This is a genomic window from Candidatus Cardinium sp. cBcalN2 (genome assembly GCF_022810445.1).
GTDB lineage: Bacteria > Bacteroidota > Bacteroidia > Cytophagales > Amoebophilaceae > Cardinium.
The window spans coordinates 1-20,909 of sequence record NZ_JAACGD010000103.1 but is presented as its reverse complement, the minus strand read 5'-3'; the positions used below and the strand labels follow the sequence as shown (position 1 = coordinate 20,909).

Annotated in this window: 17 protein-coding genes and 2 tRNA genes; 8 read left to right on the top strand and 11 right to left on the bottom strand. The window is 36.9% G+C overall.

Features of this window, described 5'->3' with window-relative positions; genetic code table 11:
- Nucleotides 1-201: 201 nt before the first annotated feature.
- The 6 genes from MUW74_RS03115 to MUW74_RS03090 all read right to left on the bottom strand — a co-directional run bounded on the left by MUW74_RS03115 (nt 202) and on the right by MUW74_RS03090 (nt 6,765).
- Complete coding sequence (locus MUW74_RS03115; protein WP_262915495.1) at nt 202-1,680, bottom strand: UDP-N-acetylmuramoyl-L-alanyl-D-glutamate--2,6-diaminopimelate ligase; 1,479 nt, start codon at nt 1,678-1,680, stop codon at nt 202-204.
- On the bottom strand, nt 1,680-3,806 hold the full coding sequence (locus MUW74_RS03110) for a penicillin-binding transpeptidase domain-containing protein (RefSeq protein ID WP_243518290.1): 2,127 nt from the start codon (nt 3,804-3,806) through the stop codon (nt 1,680-1,682). Before MUW74_RS03110 ends, MUW74_RS03115 begins: the two co-directional genes overlap by 1 nt.
- A gap of 69 nt (nt 3,807-3,875) precedes the next feature.
- On the bottom strand, nt 3,876-4,304 hold the full coding sequence (locus MUW74_RS03105) for an FtsL-like putative cell division protein (RefSeq protein ID WP_243518293.1): 429 nt from the start codon (nt 4,302-4,304) through the stop codon (nt 3,876-3,878).
- Nucleotides 4,305-4,331: 27 nt separating this feature from the next.
- Nucleotides 4,332-4,502: a hypothetical protein gene (locus tag MUW74_RS03100; protein ID WP_243553063.1), complete on the bottom strand. Its 171-nt coding sequence runs from the start codon at nt 4,500-4,502 to the stop codon at nt 4,332-4,334.
- A gap of 10 nt (nt 4,503-4,512) precedes the next feature.
- Nucleotides 4,513-5,775 carry a hypothetical protein gene (locus tag MUW74_RS03095; protein WP_243518297.1) on the bottom strand — a complete coding sequence of 421 codons (1,263 nt, stop codon included), beginning with the start codon at nt 5,773-5,775 and terminating at the stop codon, nt 4,513-4,515.
- 342 nt (nt 5,776-6,117) lie between these two features.
- On the bottom strand, nt 6,118-6,765 hold the full coding sequence (locus tag MUW74_RS03090) for a hypothetical protein (protein ID WP_243518300.1): 648 nt from the start codon (nt 6,763-6,765) through the stop codon (nt 6,118-6,120).
- 542 nt (nt 6,766-7,307) lie between these two features.
- Here MUW74_RS03090 and MUW74_RS03085 point away from each other — a divergent pair.
- Nucleotides 7,308-7,895 carry a 50S ribosomal protein L25/general stress protein Ctc gene (locus MUW74_RS03085; RefSeq protein WP_243518303.1) on the top strand — a complete coding sequence of 196 codons (588 nt, stop codon included), beginning with the start codon at nt 7,308-7,310 and terminating at the stop codon, nt 7,893-7,895.
- 53 nt (nt 7,896-7,948) lie between these two features.
- A complete protein-coding gene (gene pth / locus MUW74_RS03080; protein WP_243518306.1) occupies nt 7,949-8,506 on the top strand; it encodes an aminoacyl-tRNA hydrolase in 558 nt (185 codons plus the stop codon).
- Nucleotides 8,507-9,020: 514 nt separating this feature from the next.
- On the opposite strand, the gene MUW74_RS03075 is transcribed toward pth, so the two are convergent.
- Nucleotides 9,021-9,308 carry an HU family DNA-binding protein gene (locus tag MUW74_RS03075; RefSeq protein WP_243518309.1) on the bottom strand — a complete coding sequence of 96 codons (288 nt, stop codon included), beginning with the start codon at nt 9,306-9,308 and terminating at the stop codon, nt 9,021-9,023.
- A gap of 231 nt (nt 9,309-9,539) precedes the next feature.
- Between MUW74_RS03075 and MUW74_RS03070 the strand changes: the two genes are divergently transcribed.
- Nucleotides 9,540-9,613, top strand: a tRNA-Asp gene (locus MUW74_RS03070).
- A gap of 64 nt (nt 9,614-9,677) precedes the next feature.
- Complete coding sequence (locus tag MUW74_RS03065; RefSeq protein WP_243518311.1) at nt 9,678-10,136, top strand: DUF4293 family protein; 459 nt, start codon at nt 9,678-9,680, stop codon at nt 10,134-10,136.
- Between the two features lie 118 nt (nt 10,137-10,254).
- Here the strand turns inward: MUW74_RS03065 and MUW74_RS03060 are convergent, their stop codons facing one another.
- The 4 genes from MUW74_RS03060 to MUW74_RS03045 form a co-directional block, all read right to left on the bottom strand.
- Nucleotides 10,255-13,239 carry a tetratricopeptide repeat protein gene (locus MUW74_RS03060; RefSeq protein ID WP_243518314.1) on the bottom strand — a complete coding sequence of 995 codons (2,985 nt, stop codon included), beginning with the start codon at nt 13,237-13,239 and terminating at the stop codon, nt 10,255-10,257.
- A 281-nt stretch (nt 13,240-13,520) separates the two neighbouring features.
- Nucleotides 13,521-14,543 (bottom strand): DNA polymerase III subunit delta, encoded by a 1,023-nt coding sequence (holA, locus tag MUW74_RS03055; RefSeq protein ID WP_243518318.1) that lies wholly within the window; start codon nt 14,541-14,543, stop codon nt 13,521-13,523.
- Between the two features lie 97 nt (nt 14,544-14,640).
- Entirely contained in the window at nt 14,641-15,978 is a 1,338-nt protein-coding gene (locus tag MUW74_RS03050) for a hypothetical protein (protein WP_243553062.1), read from the bottom strand.
- A gap of 93 nt (nt 15,979-16,071) precedes the next feature.
- On the bottom strand, nt 16,072-16,740 hold the full coding sequence (locus MUW74_RS03045) for an ABC transporter ATP-binding protein (protein WP_243518322.1): 669 nt from the start codon (nt 16,738-16,740) through the stop codon (nt 16,072-16,074).
- Between the two features lie 102 nt (nt 16,741-16,842).
- Between MUW74_RS03045 and MUW74_RS03040 the strand changes: the two genes are divergently transcribed.
- The 4 genes from MUW74_RS03040 to recJ all read left to right on the top strand — a co-directional run bounded on the left by MUW74_RS03040 (nt 16,843) and on the right by recJ (nt 20,595).
- Nucleotides 16,843-16,916: transfer RNA gene (locus tag MUW74_RS03040), tRNA-Arg, on the top strand.
- Between the two features lie 231 nt (nt 16,917-17,147).
- Nucleotides 17,148-18,182: a pyruvate dehydrogenase (acetyl-transferring) E1 component subunit alpha gene (gene pdhA / locus MUW74_RS03035; protein ID WP_243518324.1), complete on the top strand. Its 1,035-nt coding sequence runs from the start codon at nt 17,148-17,150 to the stop codon at nt 18,180-18,182.
- 5 nt (nt 18,183-18,187) lie between these two features.
- Nucleotides 18,188-18,874, top strand: a complete 687-nt coding sequence (locus MUW74_RS03030) for a tol-pal system YbgF family protein (RefSeq protein ID WP_243518326.1) — start codon at nt 18,188-18,190, stop codon at nt 18,872-18,874.
- An 11-nt stretch (nt 18,875-18,885) separates the two neighbouring features.
- On the top strand, nt 18,886-20,595 hold the full coding sequence (gene recJ / locus MUW74_RS03025) for a single-stranded-DNA-specific exonuclease RecJ (RefSeq protein WP_243518328.1): 1,710 nt from the start codon (nt 18,886-18,888) through the stop codon (nt 20,593-20,595).
- Nucleotides 20,596-20,909: the final 314 nt, after the last annotated feature.

Here is a 20,909-nt window from a genome sequence, read left to right as displayed (position 1 = left end):
AACTTTTTACAGAGGGCTTGATTTTTTGTACCCTTTTTTATCAAGAAAAAAGGGGTATAGAAAAGCTTTTTTTACCAAAGCTGGAGAATAAATACAAAAGTAGTTGCGATCTAGCAAGTGCCCTTTACGGCTGAAATAGCAAAACAGTTGCGATGAAAGTTGCCATAAAAGCTTTTTACTAATGTTATGAACATGATACTTTTAAGTTATTGAAACATTTTTTGTATCACCCAAAATTTCCTGAACAATCTTTTCCTCGCAAAAGAAATGTTTGATCCCTTTGATTTCCTCATAACATTGATGACCTTTTCCTGCTATTAAAATAAGATCTTTTGCATGAGCCATGTAGCAAGCTGTTTTAATAGCCATAGCTCTATCTATAATAGATAGCACCTTGGGCAAGGCTGCTTGAGGCACTCCTTGTTGCATGGCATGTATAATTTCCTGTGGATCTTCATCCCTTGGATTATCACTAGTAAATATAGCTATATCACTATTTTTAGATAGGATTTTTCCAATCATTGCCCGCTTTTGTTGATCACGATTGCCTCCACAGCCCATAATGGTAATGAGCCTACTGCCAGCAGGGAGTAGAGCACGTAATGTATGGATAACCTTTTGCACAGCATCTGGGGTATGGGCATAGTCTATTATAACCTGTTGTGATTGGCCATGATCTACTTTATTCATTCTCCCTACAATAGGGGGAATAGTCGAAAGGGCTACCAAACTTTCTTGGCTATTAAGTCCCAATAACTGAGCGGCACCATAAGCGGCCAATAGATTGCTGGCATTGAATGCACCCATTAGCTGGAACCAAATCGATTGATGATCTATTGCCAACTCTAACCCATCTAGTGTATTGGTAATCAGTTTTGCTCTAAAATCAGCAGCGTCTCGAAGTGAAAAAGTAAACTTTTTAGCCTTACAATTCTGAATAAGAATAGGGCTATTCCTATCTTCGTGGTTCATAAGGGCAAAAGATGTAACAGACAACCCATCAAATAGCTTTTTTTTAGCCTGAATATAGTGTCCAAAATCAAGATGATAATCCAAATGATCATGGGTGATATTGGTAAAAATAGCACCCGTAAAATGTACACCTGCTAATCTTTCTTGAACAAGAGCATGCGAACTAGCTTCCATAAAACAATAGCTACAACCTGCTGCTACCATAAGGTGTAATAGAAACTGTAATTGGAGTGCATCTGGTGTAGTATGGCTAGCTGGATAGCTTTCATCTACCACTTTATTATATATAGTAGAGATCATACCAGCTTTATGGCCCATCTGCATGACCATCTTATAGAGCAGATGGACAATGGTAGTTTTACCGTTTGTACCAGTAACGGCTACTATTTTAAGTTTTTGGCTAGGCTGGTCATAAAAATGAGCAGCCATAATGCCCAGTGCGCTAAGCGTAGAGTGGACCACTATATAGGTTACATTGTCCTGAATGGAGTCAGGTAACCTTGCACACACGATCACACGACTACCTGCAGCTATGGCCATTGCTATGTAGTTATGACCATCTACTTGGGTGCCTTCTATAGCAAAAAAACAAGCGTCAGCAGCTACTTTACGGCTATCAAAACAAAGGGTGCGTATAGCTAGGTCGGTTGAACCCAATATGTTTTTTATAGGTAGACCTATAAGCAGTTCTTGAAGAGGTTTGATCATTATTTTAATAAGATGGTAATTTGATTAGCTTTTATTTTAGATTGTTTGCATACCTTACCATGTAAGTTCCCTTCTACCGTAATGGATAAGCCATTTTTTTCCAATAAAAAGAGCGCATCACGTAGCTTCATACCTAATACTATAGGCCATACACCAGGCCATTCTTTGAAAGATTGGACCTTACATGGCTCAAATTTGCTTTCGGTAGAACGGATAGTTAGGTTGCCCCAACTTGCTGTTACACCTACATTTTCAGGCATAGGAAGCTGGAGATATTGATATAAAAAACGTAAGTCTTCCCTATAGCCAACATTAGACAGTGTTGTTGTATGAGATCCTATCGATCCATTAATTGGTTTTCTTGCTTCTAGATCTTTTCCAGCTATTCTATCGACAATATCTTTAAATATAGGTGCAGGTACTTCTGAACCAAAGCGAAAGCTTTCCCCTTGTGGACTGTCTACTACAATGATACAACTGTAACGAGGATGATCTGCTGGGAAATAACCTGCAAATGAAGTAAGGTGATCGTCTGTATACTTCCCATTGACCAACTTTTGTGCGGTACCTGTTTTACCAGCTATTTTATAAAATCCATGCTTAATCCGTTGGGCTAAACCGTTTTCTACTGTTCCTTCTAGCATTACTTTCAGTTTATATAAAGTTTCATCTGAACAGATCTTTTCCTTTAAAATAGTAGTCGGAAATTTTTTAACTAGACCGTTTGCTGATTCTATGCGATGCACAAATAGGGGTTTAATCATTTTACCATTATTGGCTACTGCATTGTATAGTGCTAATATTTGCAGGGGGGTAAGCTGTAGGTTGTATCCAATAGAGAGCCATGGCAATGCCACCCCGCTCCACATTTTGCTTTTCGGAGTGAGTATATAAGGTTTACCTTCTCCAGCTAGTTCAATGGCTAAAGGTTCGTGCATGCCCAATTGCTCCATGTAGTCAATAAACTTTTCAGGGTTGGTGCCAAATGTTTCATGAATGGCCATGGAAAGCCCAACATTAGAAGATTTTTCAAATACCTCTTGCAAGGTAAGTAACCCATAGCCCCCTTTTTTTACATCTTTCATCCATCTATTATAGAATTGAATAGCACCATGTCCCGTATCTATTGGCTTAGTAAGGGGCCATCCTGTTTCTTCTAACAAAGCCAACATAGATGCCAACTTAAAAATAGAACCTGGTTCAACGGTACCTTGATTACCAATAGCATAATTATAAGATTCTGTATACTTACCAGATTCTGTACGAGCTAAATTAGCAATAGCTTTAACGGCTCCGGTAGCCACTTCCATTACAATAGCACAGCCATTTTGTGCATGGGTTTGTTCAAGAACGAATAACAAACTGCTTTGGGTTACATCTTGTAGATCGATGTCCAGCGTAGTAATCAAATCAGCCCCATGTATGGGAGGTATCATAGTACTTTCGGCGACTTGTTTCCAATTACCACCTACTACTTTCTGATAAAGCGCTTGCCCATCTACTCCTTTTAATACTTTGTTAAAAGCATATTCTAGGCCATAACCATGTTTTTCTCTATGCATACCAATCGTTCGTCTGGCTAATTCTTTAAAAGGATTGTAACGTTTATATTGCTCCTGAAAAATCACCCCTCCTTTGAATTTACCTTGATTAAAAATAGGCCAATGGCTCATTTGCTTTTTTTCTTCATAAGTGATCTGTTTTGTGTGCAACAATAGATATCTCCGTTTTTTATTACGTGCCTCTACGATACGACTTTTGTAATATTGGGGAGGGTTATCTTGATAAAAATTAGCCAATGCTTGGCTAAGTGGATCTATACCTTTTTTAAAGCACTCATTCGAAGCCACAACAGGGTCTAAAGCAACGCTATAAAAGGGAAGAGAAGTAGCTAATAAAGCGCCATCGTAGGCATAAATATTACCTCTGGATGCTACAATAGGTTTATAGGCTAATTGGGTAAGCTTGGCACGGTTACACCATTTATCCACTTCTACAAACTGCAAGTGAGCTATTTTCCAGGTAATAACTACTAAAAAGAATATAACAGACAGAAGAATGATTCTGGCACGTAATAAAATTGACTTCGTAAATCGCACTTGCTTGGTTAGATGGGATTTATGCATTCAGCCCAATGGGGACATACGCAAAAAAACAAAAACATGCATTGCAAAATAGTTGTTTTTTGCAACTATTTAGCTAACATTTGATTTTTTCCTTGGTTTTTGATCAAGCAAAAAGTAAGATAAAATATTCCTTGGACTGGCCAAAGTAGCCCTTCTAGAGGCGGCTATTAAATAAGGGGGAACTTTACTTTCATAAATAGCCAACTGAGCAACTTTTTTAGCCACTTCTGATTGTTTACGTTCAAACATATAGCTAGACTGCAATCTCATATGCTTTACGCGAAGTCCATCTACCATAGGCTGAAGCTCGTTGATTTGATGCAACATTTTTTCATGATAATGGGCATTCCAGATGTAGACTAACCCCAAAGAGAAAATATACAATAGACGAGGTAAATAGTAAGGGATATCTAATGCTATCCCATATAAACGGAATTTCTTTTCTAACCGATTAAATAAATTTGATTTTTTAATCGGCTTATAAGTATTTTCTATCATTTTGAGATGGGTTTAAACTATAAATAGCTATCTATGCACTACTGTGGCAGCAGTGGACCCAAAAATATCACTTGTAAAATAGTTCTGCTCAGCAAGTGACCCTTGCAACTGCAATAGAAAAACAGTAATATTATACAAAAACTGTTGTTTTCCTTTAAGATGTAATGTCAATAGGTTTGATGGCAATATTTGATTCATTGCCCATGTGCTAATGTATATCTGCTGCTATATACTTTGCAGCTCTCTTAGATTCTACTACAGTTGTGTCACTTTTTTCGTTGAAGCCTAGCTTATCATTTAGCGTAAAATTATAGCAATGTATGTAATCACCAGATAAAAGAATTCTGGTGACCTTATTATCTTTGTTAATAACGTCCCCCTTAGTTGTTTCATGAAATTCAATGTTAGTCTTGTCACATAGCTGGCTATCTAAAGAAATGATACCATCATGCTTTCCGTCTTTTTTTCCAGTAACAACTTGTGCATAGTTTTCATCAAACAAATTTTTAGACTCTTGAGAGATTGCACCAGGATCAATATCATTTTTAATACCATTATTTTTACTAATATATTTACTAATCTTGTCTGTCTTACCACCTATTAGGCATATAGGTATACCATGCTTTGGGTCATTGATAAAGCTAACTACCTGCTGAATAGTCTTAGACCTTGGGTGCATATCTAAGAGCCCTGGGCCTAGTGTGGTTTTGGAGGTCAACCAAGCAGGTAAGCAGCGCGCTAAGCCTAATACTATAGGCATCCTAGTTACTTGTTTCTTGCTGCTACCAACTAAGTTATAGGCTTGGGGTAGTATGTTGTTGATTGTTCTTACAAAACGCTGTGCGTCCCGATAAGCATTACTGAGTAGTTCAAGACCTTGTGTAGGTGTACTGCAGGCTATTATCCTTTTAAGATTTATTTTCACTTTAGGATGAGTGCTTTTTTTTGTTTGGTTGTACCCGATCATAAGTGCTACAAGTCCCCCTTGACTATTTCCAAGCAGATAAACTGGAACTTTTTTAACTCCTTCCGCAATCTCTATTTCTGACCATTTGGGGAATTCTTTTCTAAGGTATGCTTTTAGTGCTGCTTGTAATTCATTGACCACTAATCTTGATTGATCAAGGATACTGAGTTTGTCAGATACCTCATTCTGTCTACATGTTGGCTTAAAAATTGTAAAGGGTATTTTAGCGTTCTCTTCTAATATTAGGTTAACGTTGTCTCCAATATCTTTTGCTGGTGTATTTTGGTTATTCATCCGATGACCATGTAACACTACAAGGAAATTTTTCAGTTTTGATTCTGAAATATTATTAGAATTGCTATTCATATCACTTTGGGGACCTAAACTGGTACGGGTGTTTTTTTTACGCTTAAGCCAATTCAGTGAATCATGCTGCTGGCAATTATATAGTATACAACCTAATAGAATAAGAAAAAGGTATTTTTTAGAATTAAATTTTAACATAGCTAATAATATTAATTTTTAATTTTGAACAATTTTAAAGTCATGGGTTTAGTTTAATTGTATTTGTTCACACAATGGCATCAAGTCTAGGAAAATTAGTCAAAATATAATGTATTGTGGATAAGTTTTAAAAAATTACATGCCTTATATGTAAAAACATTTGTTAGCTACAGCCGTTTAATAGAACTGGTTCCTAGCATATTAGTTCTACATTGTCTTGCATTTTTTTCTTTATCAAGCAGTAGCTAATAAATCAAATTTTAGGTAAAAAGTTGGTACAGACAAATCGTGTAAGAACACGAACAACTTGCTTAAGTTGATAACAACTGTATAGGTAGTAAGCTATTTACAGTAAAGTTCAATATAACGCTTAAGTTTTTTACAACAATTTTCAATATGGTTATCAATATACCCGATACGTTGGCAATTATTAACAGAAGCTAGGTGAATTTTACTAAAATCTTCAGCACGCGTTCTTGTTTTACGGGCTACAATGGACTCTTTGTAGTAAAGTTGCACTTCTTCATGAACTTTCTGAACCAATTTTTGCGCATCGGTAAGATGTTTAGTCAGCTCATGTAGGCGAGGGTAAATAAGGTTCGCAAGACTGTTTCCCTTACTACTTTTTTCAGCCATTACACTAGTTATAGCACGACCTAGCATAGTTAATGCTTGATCAACAGATTTATTAACGACACTAGTAGCTTTTTTCACTTCATTAAAACTTTTCTCAGCTTTATTAAGATGCAATGTAGACCCATATTGGGTAGATTTAACTAGTCTAACAATATCAATAATTAATGTATTAGCAGTCCAAACCGCTTGGTTAGCATCTGTTCCAGCAATCTGAACATCTTGAATAGTTGTTAGAATATGCTGATTGAGTTCAGTAGTGTGTAGTAGAGCTGGTGCAGGGCGGTTATCATGATTTTCTGTAGGTATCATAGCAGCAGTGGTTCGAATTCGTCCACATCCAGAAACAAGCAACATAAAAAAGTAAAACAAAATAGTTGTTAATACCATTTTTATTCCATTGATGGTATAATGATATAGGTTCACTTGATCGTAACATTAAAATATATAGTAGGTACAGCGTATTTACAGGATTTTGCATGGTGCAGTATTCCATGAATAGTTTTGACAATGTTACGAAAAAATATTTTTTGATAAGCGGTATTTGTTCCTGATTTTGGTAAAAAAGCAAGCCCTGGGTAAAAAATTGCTGCAATCACCCCTTACAGCTGGCAAAACAGGATCCACCCCTTGAGCCCCCTCCCTGCAACTATTTTGCTTTGTTATCTGTAAGCTATGTTTTTCTGATCGCAATTATTTGACAAGGGCCGGTTTTGCCTAGAATAGCCATAGTCTTGAACCCATACAATTTGTCTGAATAAACCAGTCCACTATACATTTTTATATCGATTTTTTTATTAAATTTGATTTTGATTCTGCTTAGTTACCGTATAGCAATAGGATAGCAAGTCCAAAATACATCAAACATATTAATTTTACATTGATCATAAACAACAGATATGAAGGTAATAGAGATTCTAGGGTATAAAAGAGCAAATCTCGGTAAAGCTGAGTCTAAGCAGTTAAGAATAGCTGCACAAGTACCAGGTGTACTATATGGGGGAACAGAACAAGTCCATTTTTATGTACCTATGGTTTTTTTACGTGACTTGGTTTATACACCTCATGCCCATTTTGTAGATCTAAATATTGAAGGATCTATTTACAGATGTATTTTGCAGGAAATGCAATTTCACCCTGTAAGTGAAATGATGTTGCATGTAGATTTTTTACAAATTTTTGATGATAAGAAAATAAAAATGCAAATACCTACCGCATTTGTTGGTAAAGCGATAGGTGTATCCAAAGGAGGAGTACTCTCAAAAAAGCAAAGAAAACTAGCTATTTCTGCTTATCCTAAAGATATGCCATCGATGGTTAATATTGATGTTTCTGATCTTGATTTAGGGCAAATTGTGCGTGTGCATCAGATCCCAATAGAAAATTATACTATTTTGGCATTGCCTAATACACCAGTTGCCTCTATCGAGATTCCAAGAGCATTGCGTAGTGCAGCTAGTAAAGAGGAGAAAAAAACTAAGAAATAGAGACTACTTTTTATCTAGCATTGCTATGCTGCTTAGCAATTAGCAAAGAAACTATGAAGCTATTACTGGTTGGATTGGGCAATATTGGCCTCGATTATGCCTATACCAGACACAATGTAGGCTTTTTAGTGGTGGATTATCTAGCGGTTCAACAGAAAGCTAGATTTCAATTAGGTCGATTGGCTTCTATTGCCTCTTTTATTTGCCACCAGCATCAAGTATATATAATCAAGCCTACCACCTATATGAATAATAGTGGTAGGTCGGTTAGGTATTGGGTTGATCATTTAAATATACCCATTGAGCAAAGTTTAACGATTGTAGATGATATCACACTTCCCTTTGGTACGATGCGTTTACGGGCCAAAGGTTCTGATGCAGGTCATAATGGATTAAAAAGCATTGCGCATGCTTTAGCTTCAGATCATTATCCGCGTCTTCGAGTAGGTATTGGCAGTGATTTTCCTAAAGGAGGACTTTCGAATTTTGTCTTGAGTAATTTTAACCCAGAAGAATTAAAGGCAATGGATAATTACTTGGATAAAGCAGGAGAAATATTGATGGCTTGGTGTAATAGAGGTATGCTCCATGCTATGAATCAGTTTAATTAGGGCTAAATTAGCTAGGTATAAAAGGAATAAAAACCCCAGTTCAGCGGTTTCTTTAAGGGGGCGGCTAACAAGATAGATCAGACCGTTGCATATAGATGTTTATTTAAATTGAACTTAAAACTAAAAATGCTTATCAGCAATTTTAAGTTACTTTTTGCTTGATCAAAGATGTAATCAAGCAAAAAGTAATAGATAATGGTCAGATTCTTTATCCATTTTTTGTTAAAAAATTTACTAAGCGTTAAAGGTTTAAATTGACACTATTTGCCATATTTGCCTGAACAATATAGCTAATACAATAAAAATTTTTGTATCAATACTCACATTGGGCAGCAGATTTTCATCATCTATTTAAGATAGATAATAAATAAAGTTACTGCTTAATAGAACTTGTACTATGTATTTTTATAAGGCTATTTTGGTATGCCAACTATGCTGGAAAAATAAACCATTTGACTAGTTAATCTATTTTATAATCATAATAATGATCAGCCTATCTAAGCTTTATAAAGTGCTATACAGCATCAGCAGCTTTAATTTTTGCTGCAAAAAACTTAGAATGCTTAAAAAATGGAATGTGGTGTTCCTCTACTACAATAGCTGTATTGGTACTAATGTTACGTCCAATTTTTTTTGCTCGTTTCTTTTTAGAAAAACTACCAAATCCACTGAAATGAACCCGATGATTAGCTGTTACAGCATCTTGAATAACATGGAATAGCTCATCTAGCGTATTTTTGACATCTTCTTTATCAAGTCCCGTTTTACGGGAGATTGCTAAAATTACTTCTGCTTTGGTCATAGTATATACTGATTTAAAAATTATACAGTGATTGATGGTGATGTGGATAGTGTTTAAGCCAGAGCCACCAACTAGGTTCTATGAATAACAAGTTCATTATCATGCCATCAATTTACATGAGACAATTTTAAGTTGCAATTATTTTTATAGATAAAAAGATTATTATTTTTGATAAATAGCAATTTATGCATTATATTTGTACACTGGTGCAGTGGTTATTGAAATTTTCAAGGTCTGGTAGTTCAGCTGGTTAGAATGCCTGCCTGTCACGCAGGAGGTCGCGGGTTCGAGTCCCGTCCAGACCGCATAAACTCTTGATCGTCTTTTCTTTTTTAGCGTTTTGTTCTCTTGCCTTTTTATCGTTCCCGCATGATTCAAAGAATTCAATCTCTTTATTTAAGCGCCGTTTGCATGGCTATGTTTATTTTCTTGAAACTACCAATTTGGGAGAAAGTAGGTTTGGATAGTCTTTGCACCATAATGCCCTATGCGCTTATTATTTGTAAGGAACAAAGTATTATATTTCCTTATAGCTTGTCGGCTTTATTAGCTTGTTGCCTTGCTCTAACAGCAGCATATGCCATTATTCGGCATGATAGTAGAAAGTTACAACTTCGTTTAACTGCTCGGATAAGCCTAACATTAGTTCTATTGATAATCTTGACTTTGGTTCTTATTAAGAAGGCTAACACGGCCTATATGCTGCAGGGGTATAGCAGCTATAAAATAGGCATCTTTTTTCCTTTCATTGCTTTAACAGCCAACCTACTGGCAAGGTATTATATTAAAAAAGACGAACAGCTAGTTAATCAGGATCGCTTACGCTAAGGGATTATGTATGAATGGTGGTCATCCTTAAGTTGACGCCATTTTCTAAACAGATGCTATATAAATCAGTTAAAAATGCTGGATTTACCAATCTTTTGAATATATACTTGTGCACTTGCTATTGTAACTTTGCGACCACCTTACCTCTTTTTTGTTTAGCCAGTTCAATTTGCTTTTGATCCTTGGAGTTATTGATCATAGAATCTAAGGTAGCTTTAGCTTGCGTAAAATTCCCTAGCATCATATAATTATCTGCCATAAGTAAAAAGGCACGATCGATATAATCGTTATTCTGTGGAAATTTTTCCACTAGATCAAATAAAATATTTAAAGAGGGTTGATACGCTTTTAATTTAAATTCTACATGGGCCAATAGATATTGTGCTTCTGCTGCAGTAATCGTATGCAACGGTCTACTGGCTTTTAAAAAATGGCTTTTAGCACGTTTGTATTCTGCTCGTTGCATAGCTACCTTACCAAGGTAAAGAGAAGCTTGCTGTGTCGTTTCAATTGGTGCTTCCTTAGCACTATTCAATAATTCTAAACAAGCAGGTGTGGTAATTTGATATTTTTTTAGCATAAAACTACCTTTTATAAGTCCAATTAAGGTCTGGTGATATTCTTTATGAGTCAGTTGCATTTTCTGTAGTTTTTGGTAATAGGTGACAGCTTCTTGAAAACGTTTGCCTTCGTAAGCTAAATCAGCTATTCTTAGATATGCTTTTTTATGGAAAGTTGTTTGGGGGGTGGCTACTAGTTTTTTATAATAGCTGATTGCCTCGTTCTGCTTTTGTAGTCTATAATAACTTTCTGCGATTAAAAAATAAGCTTCTCCAAGCAATGGACTACCTGGATACTGCTTATCAAAAGCAGTCAACTGTTGCAATACTTTTGCATAAGTTTGATTGTAAAAAAGCTGCTTAGCTGTGCCAATGGTACGCTCATCAGAATGACTAGCCATTTTTTTAGCGATATGTGCATATTTTTCTAAGTAAACCTCTGTTTTTTCAGGTGTTCTTTTTGTAGAACATAGGTTTGATAAAGCCATTAAAGCACTTTCTGCATAGGCATGGCTGGGGTATTGGTCTAAAATAGCTGCGTAGTCGGCAGCAGCTTTTTTATATCTTTGAAGATTTTCATAAGCAAGAGCCCGTTTCATCAATAATTCTGGTTGTAGATCAGTAGTTAACGCTATTTGCATGAGATGGCTAAATGCTTGAATAGCTGCTTGATAGTTACCTGCATTGAATATAGTACAGGCCTTGTGATAGCATGCTTTTTCATAATATATGGTTTCTGTATGGTTGGTAAGGACTTCTTGCAGGCAACGCTCTGCCCGAGGATTGTCTCCTAAGGCTTCATAAATCAGTGCTTCCTGGTAACGAACGTGAGCAGGATTATAGGTATACACATCTGCATATAGGTTAAGTGCTTGTTGGTAATCTTTCTTGACATAATAGCAATCCGCTAATCGAAGAATGGCATCGTAGTGGGTAGCAGCTGGCTGTTTTTGCGTAATCGCTATATACTGTTCAAAGGTTTTAGCTGCAGTGGTGTACGCTCCAGTGTTAAAGTAACTATAAGCTAGGCCATATAGGTTTTTTTCATAAAAGAGTTTATTTAAATTGCCTTGTTGCATACATTTTGTATAAAACTTTAACCCTTTTTCATATTTACCAAGTGCAGAAAAAGCTTCTCCTAACCAAAACTGAGCTTGTAAGACTAAGGATGGTTTAAAAGGAAAAACAAGGGATTGCTTCAAGTATTGTATGGCATGCTCTAACCTATCCTGATTATAATCTTCTATTCCCTGGTAAAAAAGTACTTTTTGGTACAACTTTAAGAGTGTTTCCGTTTTATAGGGCAGTGTGGCTATATAATCTATAGCGCGTTGATACGCTTTTGTTTTATAGTAACACTGTACCAGTAAGGCTTGTGCAGTGGAAAGGTTTTTACTTTCCTCATGGTTTGCAACAAAAGCAGTCATGGCTGCTATAACCTCTGTAATAGCGCCTTGTTGGTAACGCAAGCCAGCAACTTTGATAGCAGCCAAATCGCTTAGCTCTCCATCAAATCTTAACCCTTCTGCTTTAGAAAAAGCAGCTATAGCTGCTGGAATAGCACCCTCTTTTTCATAGATAAGACCGCTATAGTAGGCAGCCATTTGACTTGCATAATCTGTCGTCTGATGAAGCAGTTGCTGAAAACAAGCAACTGCTTTAGCATATTGTTCTGTTTCATAGAAAGCATGGCCTAGCTTAGCGCGGGTCATTCGGTCTGTTCTATTATCTAAGGCTATCTGATAATGGGTAATAGCTGCTGCGTATTGCTTGAGGAAAAAATAAGCGTCTGCCATAACTAGATGGTCTTGCTTGCTAAAAGATGCATCTGGATAACGCCCTACATAGGCAAGTAATGATTCAAATTGGCCAGCTTTATGGTATACCTTTAGCGTTAAACTTTGGGCTTCTAAGCTGTATTTTTTACTAGCTTTTTCAAGTGCTACAAGCGCACCATCATAATCTGCTTCCTGAAAAGCGATGTAGGCCATCTGTAATTGTGCCGCATGGTAATAAGGATGGTTTTTATTGCTAATAGTTGTAAAGTACTTTTTTGCAGGGGTCCAATCTTTTAGTTGTAAATAGCTATCTCCTATAGCATATTCAAGGGTTACTCGCTCTTTAGGGGCTAAGCAATCTGCTTGAATAGTTTGATATAAAGAGAGGCTTTTAGCAAACTGACCTGATTCAAAAAAGCATTTTGCCAAGTAATAGCGCATCGTTTCTATGTATCGACTGCTAGGGTATCTGGTTATAAAATACTGCAAAAATATTTCTAGATTCCGGTCTTGATTGGCCAAAGCAGATAGTGCTATATGATAAGCAGCCTCTTCTTTGTTATACTTTTTTCCCTGGGTGTTCAAATAGGCCTGAAAGTACTTTTCGGCTGCTGCATATTGATGTTGCTTAAAAAGCCATATGCCTTCATGAAAAATAGCTTGTGCAAATGGTCTCAGCTGGTCGTTGGCCATAGAGAATCCTTGATAAGGAATAGCCATTAGGAAAATGGCAATTAAAATGGCGGAATATATGGGTTGCAGCATGGATATATGGATATTTTAGGTTCAAAAATTAGCAGTGCTTTCCGTTAGCCAACATATGGATTTCTATTTACTATCCAACTATTTTCTCAGCGCTCTTTTACATTTAGACCCCTTGCAAGGCCTATTTTTAATGGCCATCTTGGTGTCGAAGCTGCTCTATACTCCTGAAATAGATTGCGTATTTTGCGGTGCTTAACTCCATTTCTCCTAAAAATGGCTGATCACAAATGCGCTTTGCAAGAAGTCTTTTTTTAGATAAAAAAGTAAGCTTAGCAAGCACTTTATGGGTGCATTAATTTAAAAATTAATCCCTTCATAATTTGATAGTCATTAAGATTGGAATCAATTCTTTTTAACTGTAAGTCGGCTTGATGGAGATAGGTGATATTTTTCATAGTTTCATGCAGTGTATAGTTTTGCATCGCATGAAGATATCCCTGTATAAAATAAGGATTTACATCAATTTGCTGAGCAATTTTAGTAGGAACGGCTTCTTTGGTTTGATGCAATACAAGTAGCTTAGCAAAAAGGTTATATAGAATGGTTACAATCGGAAGAGCAGCATGTTCCTTTGCATTGGATGAGCAAACACGAATGATTTGATAACTTTTTGGGTAGTCTTTTTGCATAATGGCCTTTTGTAGTTCAAATACATTGAAAGGTTTATGCAAACCTATATAGGCTTCTACGATGCTATCGGTAATAGTGCTACCTGGGGTAAGGTTAATACGTAATTTATGGAGCTCACTAGTGATTCTGGTCAGGTCGTTACCTATATAGCCTTCTACTAAGCAAGCAGCTTCTTCTGTTATAGTTAATGTTAGGTTTTTGACACAGGATTTAATAAAAGCAGGTAATTGTTGATCGTAGAGCTTTTTGGCAGTAACCAGCATATTTTTTTTGCTTAAGACTTTACCCAAGGCAGTACGACCATCTATGGTTTTATATTTATAGGCAAAGACTAATAAGGTAGTGGGCTGTGGATGATCTAAATAATGTAACAATAACTTTTGACCCGTAGCATTTTTTAAGTCTGCCATCTCTTGTGCTTCTTTTACAACTACCACTTGTAAAGTAGCGGCCATTGGAAAACGACGTGCTTGGGTAAGCAGTGTAGCCATACTGCATTCTTTGCCATAGGCAATGGTTAGGTTAAAATTCTTTTCAGTTGGTGTCAGGAGTTTTTCTTCGATATATTCGGTAATAGCATCAATGTAGTATACTTCCTCCCCTTGCAAAAAGTAAATAGGTTGATAAATACCTTTATGTAAGTCTTGGAGAACTGTTTGGGCGGATTGAATCATATAAAGCTTACTCAGTTAAATGCTCGCTATATGGCGTTATCATATTACAGTAAAGTTATTCAACGCAGTGGGTTATTGGTTGAAATATAGTAAGGTACTAATCACGAGGGACAATCGTTTCATACAAGGTAAAATGCGTTTTTCGGAAAGTACGATAGCCTTGCATATAGTTCATTTCTTCTTTAGTAGCTAAAGTACCATCTTTGACTTTACGGGCAACTTCTTTAATACCTTCCGGTATGGTGGGCTCTGCTATAAATTTGTTCAAAGCTTTTTGTATAGCTTCCTCCTTATAGTCTAAAATAAAAAAAGGATATTTATAGAATGTAGGAAAGTTACATATAAATAATTCCAATAAATGGTGTACCGAAAGGTTGCCTAGCTTATACCATTCTATAGCATGGTCTATCATAAAGGCATAATAACCGGAGGATTCAAGGCTGTTTGTTACACCTAATTGAGACATACCAAATATAGTCATAGATTTTTCTTCATCCGTATATCCTTTATATCGCAATACATCTATGCCACTCGTATGTTCTCTTGATGTGTCTTGTTCTTTTTTACTTTTTGGCCCAAGCTCAAAATGAGCAGGATAGTAATCCACAGGATGCTCCATAACCATTAAAAAATAAGGGTAGTTATCTAAACGAAACTCGCTATCACCAGGGTTGCAATTTATTACATAGTCTGCCTCTCTGACTGCATCAGTAAGAATATCATAAAACGGCAAGTCCGCAGTATAATAACCACGTGAAATGTCACCAGAATCATGTATGCGGTACTTATGCCATGACTTTGGTAATTGGCTATCTACTAATATAGACTTAAGATGATGATGCAAAGACGAATCTTTTGGGATATTATTTTGAATACGTTCCAAGGTAGGAGAAACTCGTTTTATTTCTTTTGTCAGCGTAATCTTACAATAACAATCATTAAAAGAATTAGTTATATGAATAGCAAGCATCAACTCTAAAAGAGGGAGCTCTATTTCTTTTTTCTTATATAACTCGCAAAATTTTTCCCAATAAGGATATGAGTGCCTGCTCATAGCGTATGCAGCAATTTTTTTTTGCTCTAAAGTATACCGCTTGTCTACTATATAATTGAAAAAAGCTTCTTCATAATAGTGGGGATGCTTATAGATTACTAAAAAATCTTTTGATCGAAGTAATTCCAAGGGAGTACTAATATGGCCTACTCTGACCTGTATAGCTTCAATTTTTTGAGGAAAAGTTACCCAGGTACCCCAATTACATCCATGTTTTTTAATATCAGTAACTGGATGATAGGGCTTATAACCTGGATGATGATGTAAATAAGCAGCCCAGGAATGACAGTCTACATAACCATGATAATCATGGTAATGGCTATTCTGCTTGGCAGATACTTTTGATTCTGAAGCGTAACATGGGATGGAAGTCAAAGCCATGGTTAATACAATCTTTGAATACATTTTACTAAGCATATAGTTCATTTTGTATGTTATAAACATTTTAGTAACCAGGAACAGCTAAAGATAGCTTCAACCTACGCTTTGCGCTGGTTCTAATATACCATTTTTTAGTAATAAAATTCTATCTGCCATAGTGGCCAGCGATTGGTTATGGGTTACCAAGACGAAAGTTTGTTTTAATTGTTTGGAAAGCTCTAAGAAAAGGGTATGTAGCATTTGTGCGTTTTTGGAATCCAGGTTACCACTTGGTTCATCCGCAAAAATAATAGCCGGATGGTTGATCAATGCTCTAGCTACCGCTGCACGCTGCCTTTCGCCACCAGAAACAGCTTCTGGCAAGTGGTTTTTTCGATGGCTAATGCCCAACAAAGATAAAAGGTCATTGGCCTTTTGAGCTACTGATTCTTTAGCAGAAGAGCCAATATAACCAGGGATGCAAATATTTTCAAAAAGTGTAAATTCAGGTAAAAGGTTATGAAACTGAAAAACAAAACCTATTTTTTTATTTCTAAATGCTGCCAATGCATTACCTTCCAGTACTGTAAGATCTTCTCCATCTAACGTTAAGGAACCACTATCTGGCTTATCTAGGGTAGATAAAAGATGTAATAGCGTAGTTTTACCCGCCCCGGAGGGACCCATAATGGCTACCATTTCTCCAGCATGGATGGATAGGCTAACCTGATTCAGGATTTTGTAGGCATGATAAGATTTACAAAGTTCTTTGGCTATAAGCATATATCTGCATAAAGTTTTGTACTTTTAGTCTAAAATTTTACCATTTTAATGAAGCCTCCATTTGGCTTGAGTAAAATCTAAAATATATAAATTTTTGATTACGCGCTCGTAGTTCAACCGGATAGAACGTCGGATTTCGGCTCCGAAGGTTGAGGGTTCGAGTCCTTCCGAGCGCACGGTTTACATATAATGGGCTGAAAAAATTGGGAAAAAAGTACTAATTTGTTTCTATATACTTTAGGTTAATTCTGTCAAAGTATAATGTATAAAATGATCAGAAAAAGCCATATCGGCTATTTATCCTTATTTGTCAACCTGCCGAACAGCTATAATACTTTACTTTTTTGATTTTTTGTCGTTAGTTGGGTAATTTTGCTTAATGATAATGATAGCAACCAAGCGTAACCATGATCTCTTCAACTATAGATAAAACACAACTTCCTTTATCCTCTATTAGTAGGACAGATCTTTCGCCTTTTTATGGGCAATGGTATGAGATGATGTGGCTGATACGTAAATTCGAAGATAAGGCAGCTCAACTCTACGGGCAGCAAAAAATTCGAGGCTTTTGTCACCTTTATACAGGGCAAGAGGCTTGTATAGTTGGCGTTGTTACGGCACTGCGCCAAGGGGATAAATACATTACTGCTTACCGTGACCATGCTCATCCGATTGCATTGGGAACCTGCCCCAGTCAAGTAATGGCTGAGCTTTATGGTAAAGCTACTGGTGTTTCTAAAGGATATGGTGGCTCTATGCATATGTTCGATAAAGCTCGTCATTTTCTGGGTGGTCATGGCATTGTGGGTGGACACGTCCCTTTAGGGGTAGGTATTGCGTTTGCTGAACAATATAAAAAAACCGGCAATCTGTGCATTACTTTTATGGGCGATGGTGCAGTGCGTCAGGGGGCTGTCCATGAAGCTTTCAATTTAGCCATGCTTTATAAGTTACCCATCATTTTTGTTATTGAAAACAATGGGTATGCCATGGGTACTTCAGTAGAACGGAGTTCTAATGTCACGGAACTCTTTCGATTGGGCAGCAGTTATGCTATGGATGCAGCGCGTTTAGATGGCTTATGTGTAGAATCCGTACACTGTGCTGTGGAACAAGCAGCCATAAAAGCTAGAAAAGGTATCCCCAGCTTATTAGAGTTTGTAACCTACCGTTATAGAGGCCACTCGATGTCTGACCCTGCTACTTATCGTACCAAAGATGAGGTAGAAATCTACAAAGAGCAAGATCCGATTCTCAAACTTAAAGCGTTGATTTTAAGAAAGAAAGTTGCAGATGAAGCGGCACTGGAGGCTATGGAACAAAAAGTAAAAGATCAAATTGCGCAAGCAGTTGCTTTTGCAGAGAAATCTTCGTTTCCAGATCCAGCAACGGTTTATGATTATGTGTATAAACAAAAAGATTATCCATTTCTTCAGCATTAAATTTTATGAAAACCATAGATATAAACAGTATTCCTAGAAAGATTATAGCGCATAGCCGGGAAAAAGAAAGTTTAAAAGAGCTCAATCACAGCAAAAAAAAGTGGTATATTTTACTCTTTTTGATCGCTTGTATGGCAGCTGCTTCTTGGCTATGGTTTTTGTATCTCAAGCCAACAAAGAGTTTAAAAGCAGAGGATGAGGCTTTTCAAGCGGTTTATCATTTTGAAGCAGGTGATTTTGATAAAGCGTTAAAGGGAGATGGCCTTCATAAAGGTTTGTTGGAAATTATTAAAGCATACCCTGGTACTACCACTGCGAATCTAGCCTGTTTTTATACAGGTATTGCCTACATGCACCAAAAACAATATGATGAAGCCTTAGCTTTTTTAAGTAGATTTAAGGCTAAAGATTTTATCTTGCAAGCCCGTGCTTGGTCTGTAATGGGTGATGCCCACAGTGAACAAAAAAATCATAAACAAGCCGCTATCTATTATATAAAGGCCGCTCACTATAAAGAAAATAGTGTATATAGCCCTGGCTATTTGATTAAAGCGGCTATCGCTTTTGAAACAGATGGGCAATATAAACAGGCTTATGATTGCTACCAAGAAATTATAGCAAAATATCCAACTTCTCGCTATAACAGTAGTTTGGCCATTAAAGAATCTAATCGTTTGTCAGCAACTTTGTAGTTGATGCGTTTATGCAGAAACGTTGGGTTATTGAATCTTTTAAAAAGCCTGATAAGGTAGCAGCACTCGAAAAGGTCCTGGGTACCCCTGCTGCTATTACATCCATTTTGGTGCATAGAGAAATAGAAACTTTTCAAGCGGCCAAGGATTTTTTTCGCCCCTCCTTATCTCAATTGCATGATCCTTTTTTAATGCAAGGGATGGAACAAGCGGTAGCCCGTTTGCACCGCGCCATAAACAGCAAAGAAAAAATATTAATTTATGGTGACTATGATGTAGATGGTACTACAGCTGTGGCTATGGTTTATGGTTTCCTTCGATCCTTACCTGGTGCAACACTAAGTTATTATGTTCCAGACCGAATGATAGAGGGTTATGGGGTTTCTATGCAGGCCATAGAAAGTGCCTACCAAAATGGTATTAAGCTTATCATCACCTTAGACTGTGGTATAAAAGCCTATGCACCCATTGCTCGAGCCGTTCAGCGAGGCATAGATGTGATTGTTTGTGACCATCATGAAGTAGGAGCTAGTTTGCCACCAGCTTATGCTATTTTAGACCCAAAACAACCAAGTTGTTCTTACCCTTTTAAAGAATTATCAGGATGTGGTGTAGGTTTTAAGCTATTACAAGCTTTCTGTCAAAGGTGTGGGTTAAAGCCGGATATGCTTTATGATTATTTAGACCTTGTGGCCGTTAGTACCGCTTGTGATATTGTTCCTTTGGTAGATGAAAATAGGATTTTAGCTTATTACGGCATTAAACAATTAGAAAACAGTCCTCGTCCGGGGCTACAAGCATTAATGGAATTAGGCTACTTTTCGGCTACGATTACCATTTCTGATATTGTTTTTAAAATAGGCCCACGGATTAATGCTGCTGGACGTATGAACCATGCCTCTTTGGCCGTTCAGTTACTTATAGAACAGGATCTAGCCAATGCCTATAAGTTAGCACAGTCTATCAATCAACAGAATCTCTTACGTCAATCCCTCGATTATACGATTACGCAAGAAGCTTTGACTATGATAGAAAATAACGCTTATGGAACCAAAAGTACAGTGCTTTTTAATCCAGATTGGCACAAAGGTATTATTGGCATTGTAGCTTCCCGTTGCATTGAACAATGCTACAGGCCTACTGTAATTTTAACCCTTGCTGATGGTAAAGCGACTGGCTCTGCTCGTTCCATACCGGGGTATAATATTTATGAAGCTATTTCCGAATGCAGTCCGCTTCTAGACCAATATGGTGGGCATGCTTTTGCGGCAGGTCTGACCATGCCGCTAGCACATATGACTACGTTCCAACAACAATTTGAGGAAGTAGTATCAGCAACCATTACAGATGATTTATTGATTCCTCAGCAAAGCATCCATGCCCTTATTTCTTTTCAGGCTATTACACAAAAATTTGTAAACATATTGATGCAAATGGCTCCTTTTGGACCAGGCAATGCCACACCCGTATTTGCTAGTGAAAAAGTTTATGCTCGCAAATGTCATTTGGTTAAAGAAAAACATCTTAAACTAGAGGTATATCAAATAGATGGTCAGGAATCTTATGAAGCCATAGGCTTTGGTTTGGGGGGCTATCTACCACTTGTTGCTACTGGTAAGCCCTTTGCTATGGCCTATACCATAGGGTATAATTATTACTTAGGCCATAAATCTTTACAGTTTATGATCAAGGATATTAAAGAAGAACCATCTATTGTTTGAAGTCAGCTTTACCCGTAGTCGTTCAGCGCAGTGTCAAAGCTACGTAGAAAAAGCAAAAACGCCCCTTGTAAAATAGTTGCGATCAGCAAGCAGCCCTTACAGCTGAAATAGAAAAACAGAACTCGCCCGCTTCGCGGGCTTCAAACAAGCTGTTTTTCTATTTCAGCTGTAAGGGCTGCTTGCCGAAACTTTTTACTGAGGGCTTGATTTTTTGGTTACTTTTTTATCAAGAAAAAAGTAACAATAAAGATTCATTTTTTACCAATGTCATGAACAGATACGTTCCTGCTTAGCTGGAGTAGTAATATAGAGCA